This window comes from Ectothiorhodospiraceae bacterium BW-2 (assembly GCA_008375315.1).
Taxonomy (GTDB): domain Bacteria; phylum Pseudomonadota; class Gammaproteobacteria; order Thiohalomonadales; family Thiohalomonadaceae; genus BW-2.
Genome location: CP032507.1, coordinates 2,040,879 through 2,054,969 on the forward strand (window position 1 = coordinate 2,040,879; position 14,091 = coordinate 2,054,969).

Annotated in this window: 18 protein-coding genes and 3 pseudogenes; 13 read left to right on the plus strand and 8 right to left on the minus strand. The window is 51.2% G+C overall.

Features of this window, described 5'->3' with window-relative positions; translation table 11 throughout:
* Positions 1–4 precede the first annotated feature (4 nt).
* Positions 5–211 carry a hypothetical protein gene (locus tag D5085_09675; GenBank protein QEP43367.1) on the plus strand — a complete coding sequence of 69 codons (207 nt, stop codon included), beginning with the start codon at positions 5–7 and terminating at the stop codon, positions 209–211.
* Positions 208–555 (plus strand): annotated as a pseudogene (locus D5085_09680) (type II toxin-antitoxin system VapC family toxin). The gene D5085_09675 and the pseudogene D5085_09680 overlap by 4 nt, the downstream one beginning before the upstream one ends.
* Positions 556–649: 94 nt before the next feature.
* Here D5085_09680 and D5085_09685 read toward each other — a convergent pair.
* A complete protein-coding gene (locus tag D5085_09685; GenBank protein ID QEP43368.1) occupies positions 650–1,003 on the minus strand; it encodes a hypothetical protein in 354 nt (117 codons plus the stop codon).
* A gap of 24 nt (positions 1,004–1,027) precedes the next feature.
* On the opposite strand from D5085_09685, the gene D5085_09690 reads away from it, so the two are divergent.
* The 4 genes from D5085_09690 to D5085_09705 all read left to right on the plus strand — a co-directional run bounded on the left by D5085_09690 (position 1,028) and on the right by D5085_09705 (position 3,759).
* A complete protein-coding gene (locus D5085_09690) occupies positions 1,028–1,510 on the plus strand; it encodes a class I SAM-dependent methyltransferase (GenBank protein QEP43369.1) in 483 nt (160 codons plus the stop codon).
* The gene (locus tag D5085_09695) at positions 1,489–2,517 is read left to right on the plus strand and encodes an HNH endonuclease (GenBank protein ID QEP43370.1); all 1,029 of its coding nucleotides are present in this window, start codon (positions 1,489–1,491) and stop codon (positions 2,515–2,517) included. The genes D5085_09690 and D5085_09695 overlap by 22 nt, the downstream gene beginning before the upstream one ends.
* 835 nt (positions 2,518–3,352) lie before the next feature.
* On the plus strand, positions 3,353–3,556 hold the full coding sequence (locus tag D5085_09700; GenBank protein ID QEP43371.1) for a type II toxin-antitoxin system HicB family antitoxin: 204 nt from the start codon (positions 3,353–3,355) through the stop codon (positions 3,554–3,556).
* A gap of 5 nt (positions 3,557–3,561) precedes the next feature.
* Entirely contained in the window at positions 3,562–3,759 is a 198-nt protein-coding gene (locus D5085_09705; GenBank protein QEP43372.1) for a type II toxin-antitoxin system HicA family toxin, read from the plus strand.
* 185 nt (positions 3,760–3,944) lie between these two features.
* Here D5085_09705 and D5085_09710 read toward each other — a convergent pair whose 3' ends face one another.
* Together D5085_09710 and D5085_09715 are read right to left on the minus strand one after the other, a co-directional pair.
* Positions 3,945–4,340, minus strand: a complete 396-nt coding sequence (locus D5085_09710) for a hypothetical protein (protein QEP43373.1) — start codon at positions 4,338–4,340, stop codon at positions 3,945–3,947.
* Positions 4,337–4,522 carry a hypothetical protein gene (locus D5085_09715; GenBank protein QEP43374.1) on the minus strand — a complete coding sequence of 62 codons (186 nt, stop codon included), beginning with the start codon at positions 4,520–4,522 and terminating at the stop codon, positions 4,337–4,339. Before D5085_09715 ends, D5085_09710 begins: the two co-directional genes overlap by 4 nt.
* Positions 4,523–4,578: 56 nt before the next feature.
* Here D5085_09715 and D5085_09720 point away from each other — a divergent pair, with 56 nt between their 5' ends.
* The 3 genes from D5085_09720 to D5085_09730 all read left to right on the plus strand — a co-directional run bounded on the left by D5085_09720 (position 4,579) and on the right by D5085_09730 (position 7,211).
* The gene (locus tag D5085_09720) at positions 4,579–5,022 is read left to right on the plus strand and encodes a hypothetical protein (protein QEP43375.1); all 444 of its coding nucleotides are present in this window, start codon (positions 4,579–4,581) and stop codon (positions 5,020–5,022) included.
* The gene (locus tag D5085_09725) at positions 5,019–6,068 is read left to right on the plus strand and encodes an IS3 family transposase (protein QEP43376.1); all 1,050 of its coding nucleotides are present in this window, start codon (positions 5,019–5,021) and stop codon (positions 6,066–6,068) included. Before D5085_09720 ends, D5085_09725 begins: the two co-directional genes overlap by 4 nt.
* 360 nt (positions 6,069–6,428) lie before the next feature.
* The gene (locus D5085_09730; GenBank protein ID QEP43377.1) at positions 6,429–7,211 is read left to right on the plus strand and encodes a hypothetical protein; all 783 of its coding nucleotides are present in this window, start codon (positions 6,429–6,431) and stop codon (positions 7,209–7,211) included.
* 251 nt (positions 7,212–7,462) lie between these two features.
* Here the strand turns inward: D5085_09730 and D5085_09735 are convergent, their stop codons facing one another.
* The 5 genes from D5085_09735 to D5085_09755 all read right to left on the minus strand — a co-directional run bounded on the left by D5085_09735 (position 7,463) and on the right by D5085_09755 (position 10,877).
* Complete coding sequence (locus D5085_09735) at positions 7,463–7,942, minus strand: type II toxin-antitoxin system VapC family toxin (protein ID QEP43378.1); 480 nt, start codon at positions 7,940–7,942, stop codon at positions 7,463–7,465.
* Positions 7,943–8,429: 487 nt separating this feature from the next.
* Positions 8,430–9,257 (minus strand): formylglycine-generating enzyme family protein, encoded by an 828-nt coding sequence (locus tag D5085_09740; protein QEP43379.1) that lies wholly within the window; start codon positions 9,255–9,257, stop codon positions 8,430–8,432.
* Complete coding sequence (locus tag D5085_09745; GenBank protein QEP43380.1) at positions 9,254–9,985, minus strand: hypothetical protein; 732 nt, start codon at positions 9,983–9,985, stop codon at positions 9,254–9,256. Before D5085_09745 ends, D5085_09740 begins: the two co-directional genes overlap by 4 nt.
* Positions 9,986–10,282: 297 nt before the next feature.
* Positions 10,283–10,492, minus strand: a complete 210-nt coding sequence (locus tag D5085_09750) for a hypothetical protein (protein ID QEP43381.1) — start codon at positions 10,490–10,492, stop codon at positions 10,283–10,285.
* Positions 10,482–10,877 (minus strand): ankyrin repeat domain-containing protein, encoded by a 396-nt coding sequence (locus D5085_09755; GenBank protein ID QEP43382.1) that lies wholly within the window; start codon positions 10,875–10,877, stop codon positions 10,482–10,484. The genes D5085_09750 and D5085_09755 overlap by 11 nt, the downstream gene beginning before the upstream one ends.
* 248 nt (positions 10,878–11,125) lie before the next feature.
* Between D5085_09755 and D5085_09760 the strand changes: the two are divergent.
* The 4 genes and pseudogenes from D5085_09760 (at position 11,126) to D5085_09775 (ending at position 14,054) form a co-directional block, all read left to right on the plus strand.
* Positions 11,126–11,218 (plus strand): annotated as a pseudogene (locus D5085_09760) (HNH endonuclease).
* Between the two features lie 306 nt (positions 11,219–11,524).
* Positions 11,525–11,998, plus strand: a pseudogene (locus D5085_09765) (DNA-binding protein).
* A gap of 911 nt (positions 11,999–12,909) precedes the next feature.
* A complete protein-coding gene (locus tag D5085_09770) occupies positions 12,910–13,167 on the plus strand; it encodes a hypothetical protein (GenBank protein QEP43383.1) in 258 nt (85 codons plus the stop codon).
* 221 nt (positions 13,168–13,388) lie between these two features.
* Positions 13,389–14,054, plus strand: coding sequence for a hypothetical protein (locus D5085_09775; GenBank protein QEP43384.1), 666 nt, complete (start codon positions 13,389–13,391; stop codon positions 14,052–14,054).
* The last annotated feature ends 37 nt before the right edge of the window (positions 14,055–14,091 follow it).

Consider the following 14,091-nt stretch of genomic DNA (forward strand, 5'->3'; position numbering starts at 1 on the left):
CACCATGAATCGTCAGCAACTACACCACTGGATCGATAACGCCGAAGAGCAGCAGCTTATTGCGCTAGGTCATATTGTGCAGCTTTTTGATGCTCCCCGATCAGCCGCTCTGCCATCCTCTGAGAGCAGCCATAATCCGCTAAAAAATAGTATTGTCTCCGAGCAGGATATCCTCTCCCCCATTGATGAGGTATGGACTAGCTGTCAATGATTGTACTCGATACACATGCGTGGATTTGGTGGGTATCGGAGTCTCCCAAACTGCCGCACCGGGCTTATCAAGCGATTGAGTCGAGTCAAACAATTTGGGTACCGGCTATCTGTTGCTAGGAGGTGGCGATGTTAATCGCTAAAGGGCGAATTGAGTTTAATATGGATATTGAGGTATGGCTCGATCTGGCGCTGTAGCGGTCGAAAGTTAAGTTGCGTCCGCTCGATCCGGCTATTGCGACGCTCTCGCCCCGACTACTAGGCGACTTTCATGGTGAACCGGCTAATCGCTTAATTGTCGCTACCGGGCTAACCCACCAACTGCCGTTAGCGAGCAGGTGTTGAACCACGGGGCGATGAGACCGGTTAGGGCGACTAGCTAGAAGAGGGTCAGGCGGAAGCGGTGCATCATTGAGACAGAACTGAGCCGCTTACCGTGTCATGCAAGCGGGCGTTGCCGGATATGGGTTCGATCGACGGTGGTAAATTTCCCTTCCAACACGGCTCCTGAGGCGATAAGTTGCAGCAGATGCGCTGCCGACTCTTGCAGAGTTTGCGGCGCAAAACGCAAATAGACAACACCGGCAGGCTGTGGCAGGCGGTAACGAAATACCAATTCACCATAATCCCGCTCAAAAGTGACAATAACTCTTCGTTCCCGGTGCACCAAAGCCATCACATCTTCATCACGACTGCCGAGCGAGTGCTCTTTAATCGCCAAGACATCGTGTCCCGCTGCCTCAAGTTCGCGGATGGTCGTCAGGGGGATGCTTTCGTTTAATAACCAGCGCATCAGGCGGCCGTTTGGGTAATGTAGATTGCTGCGGGGCATATTCTCGATGTTGGTTGTGGCTCGGGGCGCGATAGCCGTGCCTTTATGCAGCAGGGCTACAGCGTGACCGCCACCGAACCGGTTGAAGCGTTAGCCGAACTGGCCGAAGCGTGGCTAGGCCAACCGGTACGCCGCCAAACGGTGCAAAACCTGACCGATTGCGCTCTGTATGATGGCATTTGGGCGTGTGCCTCGCTGCTCCACCTGCTGCCGCAGGCGCTGCCGGACGCATTTTTGCGACTGGCCAGAGCGCTAAAGCCTGACGGGGTGCTTTATGCCTCATTTAAGCTCGGTAGCGGGGTGCGCCAAGCCCATGGCCGCACCTTTACCGATCTGGATAGCGCCACACTGGCCACTCTGACCCCCGACTGGCACCTTTTAGAGAGCTGGATTAGTGACGATAACCGCCCCGACCGTGCCGACCAGTGGCTTAACGCGATTCTCCGATGTCCCGCTTCTACGAAATAGACCCCACCCCCGAAAACTACTGGCGGGCGATTATTCTGTTTGGCCGCAATACCGCCAGCTATAAATTTGCGCTGGCCAAAGCGCTGCTGGAGTTACACGGTAACGGTAAAAGCCAAGTCAAGCTGGAGGAGTTAGCCGTACCCTACGCCAAACATCTGGCGCAGCACATCAAGCAACAACCCAAACAGATCACCAGCAAACGCAGCTCCTTTTTAGAGCAGATAACCGCCTACAACCAAGGCCAACTCGATCACGATGGCCTGATTCAGCAGACCACCCGACTCGGGTTTAATAATGTAATTGACGCCTTTCACAAAGTGCATGGCAACGATGTCGGCAGCCGCTTTTTTATCGACCAGCGCCGCAGCCACGGCGGGATTGAGCTCACCGACAACCTGAACCACCTGTTAGAGCAGCTTTCAGCCGAAGATTTGGCCGGAGAAGTCGAAGCCCGATGGCGCTTAGTCGAAGAGGCGTGGGCGAATAACCTCTCGCGCCAACTGATGCTGGTAGAGTATGAAGAGCACGACCAGCAGCTTATCGGTATTCACAGCCAGCGGCGTATCTCGCTCACCTCCGCCCGACCGGCGCTCAACGGCTACCAAAAGGGGCGCTGCTTCTACTGCTACCGCGAGATTTCGATCCTCTACGGCAGCGACACCCCCGCCGATGTCGATCACTTCTTCCCCCACAAGCTGAAACGGTGCGATGACGGCAAACCGATTGATGGCGTGGCCAACTTGGTGCTGGCCTGTACCGACTGCAATCGCGGCGCACAGGGCAAATTCGACCAAATCCCCGCCCTACCGCTGCTGGAACGGCTCCACACCCGCAACGAGTACCTGATTAGCTCCCACCACCCGCTGCGGGAGACCCTTATCGCCCAAACCGGTGCCAGCCGTGAAAAGCGGCAGGATTACCTGCAAGATGCCTACAACTGCGCCACGGTGTTTACTGGTAGCTGGCAGAAGTGGCAGCCGAGGGCTGAGGGAGTTGCGGTTTTTTAGGGGGTTAGGTGGGATTTGGGTGAATTTCTGTGGATTTAGGCTGGACATGGGATGCGGGGTTGATACACTGGATTAGGTAGGCTAGGAGTGGACAACGGTTTCTGGTGATCCCGTTAAATCCGAAGTTAACCCGTTAGAAAATCGCGGTTTTGGCTGTCAGAATGGGGAAATAGGCGGGTCTGGAGCGGAGTTATACGGATCTGTTTAATGACTTGTTAGCGGTAAATCGCCCACCGCTGACAAGATTTTATTAAACTGGGCGTGGAGATTAAGTAAATGAAGAAATTTTCATATTTAGCTGTTATATTATTAGCTCTTTCAGGTTGTAATAGTTCTGATGATAATTCAACCGATACTACTGATAATTCAAACACATAAACAATAACTGATTGCTACACAGCAAGATACATCAACAGAACAGACAACAGAGTCAACTGTATTAACTCATCAGATGATTTCTGCTAACCCGTGGTATGTTATTAGTAATGATGAAAATGCTGAATGTCGTGGAAAATTTGATTATGATGTTAACGGTAATATAACTGCATATATTTTGGAAAATGGTACTGAAAATACCTATTTGGGAACCTACTCATTAGAGGAGGGAATAGTATCTTTTCCTCCTGATGATCGTGGGACATAAAATATGAGCCTTACTGAAAAACAAGAGACAAAGTTATATGTTTAAACAACTTTAATTAAGCCTGATGGTTCGGAAGAAATAGATAATACTATATGGTTTATGATTTGTGATGATGCATTAGAGTTTGCAATATCAAAAGGAAATAATTGTAATGAATTACTGCCAGGCTAAGAAAAAAATTTGAGACAATTTATGAAATTAAAAGTCATTATCCACGAAGCAGAGGAAGGCGGCTATTGGGCAGAAGTACCATCAATCTTGGGCTGTTCTACACAAGGAAATAGCTTTGATGAGCTACTCCATAATATTTATGAAGCGGTAGAAGGCTGTTTATCTGTTGATATTCAGGAAATTCAATTGGAACCACATGATAAAGTGATGGAGATTGCTGTTTAAAGTCAATCAGCGGAAAGCAACTTTGTAAACTACTTGAGGCACGAGGTTGGATTTTACAGCGAGTGAACGGTAGTCATCACATCTACTCAAAAGCAGGAAATATAGCTCGAATATCGGTTCCTGTGCATGGTAATAGCTCACTGAAAATTGGGCTTTTGTGTCATTTAATGAGGATAGCAGAAATAGATGAAACAGAGCTGTAAATTTATCGCTAACCAGTCGCTCCACCTGACCGTCAACTGCGTCGCTTCGCTTGCGGTTGGCGGCAGGTGAGCTTGGTCGTTACCCCCCAGCCCGCCACCCCCAAGGCTGCTGTTGCCCCCCCTCAACCGCCCAAACCCCTAATTTAGCCGCCCGAGCCTCCCTCTCAGCCGCAAAATAAGCGGCCTCACCACAATACCGCCCATAAACCGCCGCCATCCCCGCCCGCCATCGCCAGATTAACACTCTGGCCGGTCGCATCAAACACCTCCGCCACCACCCGCCCGTAACGGTCAGTATCATGGCGTTTGAGGGTAACTTCAGTACCAATAATCCCCCGCAAGTGATCCCGACTCTGCTCTCCCCACGGCTTCTGCCCCATCTCTGGGGTATCAATGCAGTAGAAGCGGGTTTTAATCGTTTCATTGCCACAGCTCAGGGTAGCGGTATCGCCATCATAGACCGATTTCACCCGACACGATTCGGCAGTGGCGGTCATCGGCAGCGGTATCCCGCCATCGAGCCACGGTACCATCAGTCCGGTGAGGGCAACGCCCCAAAACAGAATCAGGCGGGCTCTCATGGCATTCCCACCATCCGCCCCATCATCCCCATCGGGCTGCTCATTTGGCCGATATTGCGCCGCATCGCGCCAACATTGCCGGTCATGGTGTGCATTTGGGCGGTGAGAATACCGAGATTGTGCCCCATACCGGCCACGCTCTGGCTGAGGTGGGCTGTAGTCTGGCGGAAGCAGTAGCCCACATTGACAGGTTACCCCCCTGAGTGTCAAGATACCCTGAGACCACCCCTGATGAGAAATGAATGTAGAATCAGGGGGGCAACAGAGGAGATACACGATGCCCAAAGATACTACCGTTTTACCCTCCAACGAGGTTACCGACCCCGATGAAGAGAAGCGCTCCTACCGCAAATTTAGTGAGGAAGAGAAGCTTCGGATCCTAGCAGAAGCAGAGCAGTGCAAGGAGCCGGGTCAGCTAGGCGAGCTGCTGCGCAAAGAGCAGATCTACAGCTCCCATCTGACCAAATGGCGCCGACAACTGCAAGCACAGGGGCAGGCTGGCCTGAAAGGGAAACAGAGTGGTCGCAAACCGAGCCTAGACAAGCGAGATAAGGAGATAGAGCGTTTAAAGAAGGAAATTCAGCGTCTTAGCCAACGGTTACAGCAGACCGAAGGGGTGATTGCGCTCCAAAAAAAAGCCTTCAGCTTATTGGAGCAGATGAACACAGAGATAAGCTTATGAGATTAGTTGAAAAAGAGTGCCCCAGTTCGGTGAGCATAAGAGCCGCTTGCGATAGCCTAGCGCTCTCGCGTGCAGGCTACTACCGCCGACAGGCTCCGGTTGTCTCCCCCCGAGCGAGCCTTCCAAGACCCGTCGCAGCCAATGCGCTGAGTGAGGCAGAGAGGCAAGCCGTTCTGGGGCTTTTGAACAGCGAACGATTCTATGACCAACCTCCGGCAGAGATCTATGCTAGCCTGCTGGATGAAGGGAAATATTACTGTTCAATCAGTACGATGTATCGGATCCTTCGTGCTAATCAACAGACGGGAGAGCGGCGAGCTCAAAAACCGGCCAAATCACACGCTATCCCCCGATTACGGGCGACCCGCCCGAATGAGGTTTGGACATGGGATATCACTAAGCTTCCCACCACAGAGCAGGGTAACTTCTTGAATCTCTATGTGGTGATGGATCTCTACAGCCGTTTTATTGTGGCTTGGATGGTCTCAAGGAAGGAGAATAGTGAGCTCTCCAAGCTGTTAATCAGTGACGCAGCGGCTCGCTATCGGGTCGCGCTCAGTGGCTTAACACTGCATCAGGATAGAGGTGTGCCGATGACCGCCAGAGGCTATCTCGACTTGATGGCCGAACTGGGGATCACCTGCTCCCACAGCCGTCCACGAGTCAGTAACGACAATCCGTTTAGCGAGAGTCAATTTAAAACACTCAAGCAACAACCCGATTATCCTCAACGATTTACAGGAGTTGACCATGCCAGAATATGGTTTAGTGACTATGTTGACTGGTACTGTTTCCACCACCACCATCGAGGGATTGCGTGGTTCACTCCAGAGCAGGTATTTACCGGTCGTTACAAGGAGGTTAGCGAGCAGCGTGAACAGGCGCTGAAGCAGGCCTATCAGCAGCATCCGAAACGCTTTATTCATGGTGAGCCCAAGGTTAAGCAACCCCCTACTGAGGTATGGATTAACCCCGCTCTACCGGAGGAGGGGGTGGGGTCGCTGGAGGTCAACTATCCAACCCTGAATAGAGCGAAGGAGAGATGAGTGACGGTGCCGCTAGTGGGTCTATCGTCGATGGCTTTAGCCGGTTGTGGTGGCTGAATGACAGAGCGTTATCCATAGCCCGCCCCCCGGAGACCCCCTTATTATCGTAGGGGGGCGGGCTGTGGGTAACGCGGTGCAGGAGGGAGGTTCCTAGATTAGGGGTTGCAGTTCGCCTTGCAGCTCCCCCTTGCTGAAGGGCTTGGCTCTTGCGGCAAAGGGCCATGAGGGTCATGTTCGCTCCTTGTTGCGTCATGACTCAACATAGGCGAAATTTGCCGGTGAGGGCAGTGGCAATCACCGGCTAGATTTAGAGCTTTATTTTTTTAACAACTGGTCTCAAATTACTTGACAGGTTACCCCATGAAATACCAAAACCACCACAGAAACCACGCCATCGTTCCCGGTCGGGAGAGCGCCCTTGATGCCTTTATTCAGCAAGACTACAAAGGGATGCGGCACAAGCTCAAAAACGCCTACAGCTCCAACAGTGAAGATGCCCTCACCTGGTCATGCTTCGATACCCTGGAGCACCTGCCATCACTCGATAAAATCGCAGCGCTCGATGAGATATTGTTTGACGCCTATGGCGGCGCACCCCCTGTCACACTGGCCGAAAAAGGGTTGAGCAATAGCGATGTGACCATCCACATCGGCAAAAGATACGATGCCCCGACCCTTAAAGAGTCCACCGAAGTCGATGCCAGTATTGAAGCCCCCAACACGCTGATATTTATTGAAGCCAAACTCTACTCCGCCATTAGCCCGGCACAGCCACCCAAAAAGCCGCATGATCAAATCGCCAGAAAACTCCGCGTAGGCATTGATAGCGCCAAAGCGACAAACAGTGAGTTCTATTTCATCTTTCTGGACATCGCACCACTGGAAAAAATGAACCAAAGAAGGTCAAAATCAGAAGTCATGGAGGGCTCTGGCAGTGGCTACCATGACAAATGGAAAAGTGCATGGCTGTTTAGCTACTACAAAAAAGGCCGCGCCAACAGCCTTAAACCACTGGAAGAGGCGCTAACAGAGGTAGCCGATAAGTCAGCCATCCCCGACATCGCCGCCAATATGGGCTGGCTCACTTGGGCTGACCTGTTTAAATGCACCTTACGCGCTACTCTTAACGCAACGAGTACCTGATTAGCTCCCACCACCCGCTGCGGGAGACCCTTATCGCCCAGACCGGTGCCAGTCGCGAAAAGCGGCAGGCGTATCTGCAAGATGCCTACAACTGTGCCGCAGTGTTTGGCAGAAGTGGCAGCCGAGGGCTGAGGGAGTGGCGGTTTTTTAGGGTTTAGGCTGGACAGGGGATGCGGGGTTGATATACAGGCTGGAGTCGGAGTTTTAATTTTACTCTGACCCCGTTTATTTGCTTAATCTGTTGGCTACCATCATATTGGTGATGCTGTGGTAGTACTGGTATAGAGCGATCTGGCTCTCAACTCCGGGATTTTGAAAAATGGTTTGGTCGGTTTTTCTAGGGTAATGAATTCATCTGCCTGTGCCAATATCGCTATAGCGGCATGTAGTGAATCCATCGGCGTCAAATCATACTGGCCAGCCAGTGCAATCGCTTTGGGAAGCAGTTCTGTCGTTGAAATCACCACTTTTTCGGTCAGATCGAAAAGCTGCTGCAGAATTACCGCTTGTTCACGCTGATTATGAAACATTGGTTTCGGTAACACCTCCAGAATCACATAATCGCTAATGACCAACTGCAAATCAACCGCTTGTAGTGTGGTATAGATCGGCTCAATCACAGCGCTGTCGCCCTGTACCGCGCTAATCCAGATATTGGAATCGACATAGACCCGTGATTTAGCCATCGGCAGGCTCACCCCGCCGCTGCCGCATTTCTGCCAAAATTTCATCCTGACTCATGGGTTTACCACCCTGTTGCAGATAGTTATTTCGTGCAGCCATTGCTAAATGAGCTATATCACTCAATGGTTCAGAGTGAGGGGGGTGATCGCTCAATGGCTCGATTGTAATTTTCACAGTTAACCCTTCGGGTAGCTCGTCAGGCAGATGTAGCAGGTGGTCAGCCTTTATGGTCGATTTGAGGGTAATGGTCTGCATTTTTATTCCATCCATTCAGTTGTTAAAAGCGCTATGCTCAAATTGGGTAGTTACGCTAATCTGGTCATACATATTCATTACCACGCAGCGTGGGAATGAGATAATTCGTAACCTTACGCCACCGTAGCGTAAAAAGCACCGCAAAATTTGTTTCACTACTCCCCTGATGAACCACAGAGGAGAACAGAGATGCCGACCCTTATCCCGGAGATATGCAGCATGGACAGAAGGTCGAGTCGTTGGTGATTATTAATCCGTTGTTAGTGGGTTGAGGTAACCCTACCTCGCAAGGCGTAGACCGATGCTGCCATAGCGGTCGCCCGGCCAGAGGCTGCTGCGACCAGCGCAACGCAGACTGTTGGCGTCGTAGCCCCAGCTACCGCCACGATTGACCCAGAGGGAGGCGCTCGCCGTATATATAGGGTTGTAACGGCTGTGTTGGTTGTAGGCATTTTTGTCATACCAATCCTGCACCCACTCCCATACATTGCCACTCATGTCGTAGATACCTAAACCATTGGCCTGCTTTCCGCCTATAGCATGATGTCCATCTGCCCAGCTTTCTCCATGCCAGCCCACGCTATCGACACTGTTGCTGCCACTGTAGGGTTCATTTTTACCACCACTGCGGCAGGCATACTCCCACTCCGCTTCAGTCGGTAAACGGTAATTACCGCCCGTTTTTTGGTTCAATTTTCGAATAAATTGCTGGCTATCTTCCCAACTTACCTGCTCGACCGGATGGCTACCCCCTTTTTTAAATTTGGAGGGGTTGCTCCCCATCACCGCCTGCCATTGGCTTCGAGTTACCTCATATTTGCCTATCTCAAAACTATCGAGACACACTTCATGTACCGGCTTTTCGTTACTGCCGCCACTGTTACTGCCCATCTGAAAGCAGCCACCGGGGACGCGCACCATTTTACCCGTTAATAGCTCTCGCTCCCGTTCTCGCCGCTCCCGTTCTCGCCGCTCCCGCTCCAACCTCGGCTGCTGAACCTTCTCAATAAACCGATTCATCCGCTCCACATTATCCCGCAGCATCTCATCCGCCTGTAACGACACCGGCACTAACGACAACAAAACAAGTAAACCAAAGCGTCTCATTTCAAATCCTCTCTAACCATCTTTTGCCGTGCCCCGCGCTGGATGCGCTGTTGCTGAATCGTCACCTCACACCCCTCTGCCAGTATAAGCAGCTTATCCAGATGGTGGCTGTGGTAGCGCTCCCCCTTGCGGGTGGATATCGGCTCAAACGGGGTTAAATTTCGCGGCTCGGGGCAGAGCAGCAGCCAGTGGCTGACAGTATCAGAACGCTGTTCCGGTCGCAGTTCGGTGATTAAGCCATCAAACTGCTCCGGATTGGGGTAGATGAGCTGTTGATTTGCCTCTACCGGATAGTTTTTCCGCAGTGCTACAGTCGCCCCCTCACTCAGTAGCTGTAGGTAACTTAAATACCCCGCTTGCCGGCTCTCTATCTGGAGTTGAAACAGCATTTCAGGGGGATAGTCGGGTAGTTGGGGTTGCAGCGTCAGTTGTAGTGATTGCGAGGTCACATCAGGAAATAGCTGTATCAGCTCATTTTGACGCAGTACCACCTGTTGTTGGCCATTGCTGATAAAGTAGGTGCGCTGGCTGCTCTGCAACTGTAGCTGAGGCGGGTAACCGAGCTGCTGTTGTAGCGGTTGCAGCAGCGGGCTTTGGTGCAACAGCGTTTTGTTATCAGCAGGCTGCCAAGTGAGTGCAGCCAGGCGCTGTGCCAGCGGTCGGTGGTCATAGCCTAACGCGACAAAGTAACGCCCCTGATGCTGTTCACTCTTTACCACAGTTAACATCTGTTTTTTGCTCCAGCGTCGCGCGGCTCGCCTGTTCCAGCTGCTGTTCACTCTGTCGGGTAACGCTATCACCACTCACTTGAGTCTTTTGGGTGAGAGTAGTGCTAATTTGGCTGGAGAGCGTTTGGCTTAAATCGGCTCTGGCCAGCTACTTCGCTTGTTGTAGCTCTGGCGCATCACCATAGCCAATCCACACGCCCTGCTGCTGCAGGCTCTGCTGGGCATACCACTGCGGTACAGTATCGGGGCGTGGCTGGCATCCGACTAATAGCGCCACCAGCAACAGTATGGCAGGCATTAAAAGCGTAACGCGCGATTGCCCATTAAGACCGGGGTTTGTCGGTTCAGCCCACCCAAATCGAGGCTGGTTCGGTTCACATCCCCACTCACCTGTAGCGCTAAGTCTCCGATATGGGTCGGTGGCTTGAGTAACGCTTTCATCAGGTAGTAGCTAAACAGCCGGTGCCCGGTTTCGGGGTAGCCGTTAGAGAACTGTTTATAAGCCATAGACCGCTTTAACAAAGCCGGCAACATCGAGCGTCTGCCGCTGGTAGTCCACTGTCAATGTGGCATCGCCGCCTTTCTCTAATGCCAGTTGTAGCAGTTGTGGTGAACGGCTGGCCGCCAGCATCATAAAAGGGGTGATTTTGTCCTGATTGGGCTGATTCAGCTCTGCTCCCTGCTCCAGTAGTTGCTGTACTACGCTATCGGCTGCTCCCTGCTGCAGCGCTTCGGTGAGCGATAGCTGTGCTGAGACACTTTGCCGGGAGGCTGCTGGTGCAGCTGTTTTCTGCTGGGAGTGCTGTTGTGGGCGGCTGACTTCGCTGTTACAGCCGGTTAGGGTCATCAAGCCCAACAAAGAGAGTATTAAAAAGGCATAAATTGAAGTCATGGCACACGGGCTCCGCTAGCAATATAACCCGGTTCGGAGCGGGCTATCTGTTAAAATCGCTGGTCAATTAATCTTAAACAGCGCCGGATCATATATCACTTGCGAATCTTGTCAATGGATGGCGGACGGCAAAACCTTGTCCTAATTTAGTTGAATGTAGCGGAGTCTGTGCTCTGTTTGAGCTTGCTTAGGCTATTATTTTTAGCATTCCGGAGCCTTAATTAACTGCGATCCTTTAGTGTTCCAGGCGTTAGGAGTACCTGATTAGCTCCCACCACCCGCTGCGAGAGACCCTCATCGCCCAAACCGGTGCCAGCCGTGAAAAGCGGCAGGCGTACCTGCAAGATGCCTACAACTGCGCCACGGTGTTTACCGGTAGCTGGCAGAAGTGGCAGTCTAAAGCGGAGGGAGTGGCGGTTTTTTAGGGTTTAGGCTGGACAGGGGATGCGGGGTTGATATACTTATTGGGGTTAGCCGTGAATGATCAGCGGTTTCTGGTGACCCTGCTAAATTCGGAGTTATACCGTTAGCAAATCGCGATTTTGGCTGTCAGAAAGAGGAAATAAGCGGGTCTGGAACGGAGTTATACAGGGGCTGTTTAATAACTTGTTAGGCAATATCACATTTCCACATTGAACGGTATAGGTATGAAGGCAAAGGTTTATATTGAAACCAGTATTCCCAGTTATCTATGCGCCAGACGTAGCCGTGATTTGATTATGGCAGCAAACTAGGAAATAACTGTGGAATGGTGGGATGAACGGAGCCAATTTGATTTGTATATCTCCGCGCTTGTTATTCAGGAAGCCAGTGCGGGAGACCCGGTAGCTGCACAAAAGAGAATTGAGCAACTAGATGATATTCCTGAGCTTGATGTGACAGATGATGTCGAAAATTTTGCCGGGATACTCATTCAAAAAGTGCCTCTTCCCGAGAAGGCCAAAGTTGATGCATTGCATATTGCTGTAGCAGCATTAAACGGCATGGATTACCTACTGACCTGGAATTGCACTCATATTGCAAATGCTGTTTTGCGCCCTAAAGTGGAGGCGGTTTGTCGTGAATTCGGTTGTGAACCACCGACAATTTGTACACCCCGGGAATTAATGAGGTATGACTGATGTGGAAAGACCCAGTTGTAGAGGAAATCCGAAAATATCGTGATGAGTATGCAAGTCAATTTAGCTATGACCTCCATGCAATCTGTCAGGATATACGGAAAAAACAGGGGCAGGCTGGACGGCGTGTTGTTTCTTTAAGTCCAAAACCGGCAAAACGAATACCCAAAGTCGCCTAACGAATCGCTCAAGGCCGACCACCCGCCGTTGGGCTTTTTCGGTTTGTTTTTAGCTAAGTGGCGGCGGGTGTCGGCTTAGCTCAGGCGTTAGCGCGCCGCGCAAAGCGTGGCGCATCTGGTCGGGTGAGAGTCCCGGCATGGAAAGGGTTAACCACCCACCATTACCGAGTGTTGCGCCCTTGGCGAAACGGTGAATTGGCAATGAAGGCTGAGACATTCGTGAACAAGAAGGGGGAAGCGTACACAGGGTATGTTGCAGGCTGTTTGGATACGTAAGTCCTTAAAGATGGTATCGCGTCGAAATGAACAGTTCCGGCTGGCCAGCGTTGTAACGCACGCGAAGCCCACGCGAAGCAGGCGCATTGGTGAGCCTGTGGAGAACCGGCGGAGTTCTCGAGCTGCGGCATGTAACAAAAGATGCGTCATGAACGCGGGAGATCCCATGGGCTCCAAAGGAGGGATAAGTTATTCAGAACCGCTACAAACGGAAATGATGACTGAAGGCCCTTAGGAAGTCGAATCACCTCATAGTACTCTGAGACGGTAGGGTCGATCACATGGGGAAGGGGGTGACAGTCATGTGTATTCGTCAAAGGCAACTCGCGCCGGACACTGTAGGGCCGGAGCTCGACGAGCCAACCTTCTTGGCGGAAACATCCACGGGGTGCTTGTCGCCCTCTACGAGAGTGAGCATGGCTGAGGAGCCCGGTGCGGGAAAACCGCACGCCGGGATCTGTGCAGGGGGCGCCGGGTAACCGGTGTCAAGGCAAATTCGACCAAATTCCCGCACTACCGCTGCTGGAACGGCTCCACACCCGCAACGAGTACCTGATTCGCTCCCACCACCCGCTGCGGGAGACCCTCATCGCCCAAACCGGTGCCAGCCGTGAAAAGCGGCAGGCGTACCTACAGGATGCTTACAACTGCGCTACGGTGTTTACTGGTAGCTGGCAGAAGTGGCAGCCGAGGGCTGAGGGCGTGGCGGTTTTTTAGGAGGTTAGGTGGAAATCGGGCTGGACATGCGATGCGGGGTTGATATACTGGTTGAGGCCGGTATGCGTGGGGGGAAATGAGGCCGATATTAAGCTTTAATTCCGCTCTGACCCTATTTAACGGCTGTTCAAAGAGAAATTAAGAGTTTAAGTGCTGGCATCACCAAAGTAAAAGTTCTTGATGAGAAATGGAATGGTAAAACCTACTATGTCAAAGCCAGTGTGACCATCAACGAACAGCGAACTCTCAACCTGTTACTGGAGAGCATCAAACAAAAAGCTACCAGAGAGGATGTAGATCGTCTTAACCGGATACTAGCCGAGCAGGAGCAGATACTATCGCAAAAAGACCAACAGCTTCAGGAGATGAATAAACAACTGGTTGCGAAAGAGATTATGGGGCAGGCTCGTAAGCAGGAATTGGCTGATATGAAAAAACAGATGATTCAGTATAATCAGGAGGAGATTCAGCAGAAAGAAGAGGCTGCTCACTATAAAACAGAACTGGAAAGAAAATTAGCCCAAATTCAGCAGATGAATCAGCAAGCGAACAATCAGGATCAACAAGAATTGAGTGAATGGAAAAATACGGTAAAGGTGCTGTGTAGTTTTCTACCAGGATTCAAGGCTTCAAATATGTCTTCTTTTACTTCTTTTACTTCTTTTACTTCATTTAAGTTTATTGATGCAGACAGGATGGGTTGGGTGCCGAGCTATCCCGAAAAAAGAAATTCAAAAAATCACACTATTCGCTCAAATAACATTTATCAATTACGGGTTTGCCCATCAGATTACCTAAACAATCAAGGTTGGCACTGTATTTACTTTAATATTGAAGATGGCAAGCTGGTAAAAACGGGTGGTTGTAATTTGGAACAGTTATTGTGAATAGATTTAATTTAAAACCTTGCTTGCTTATTAGAGA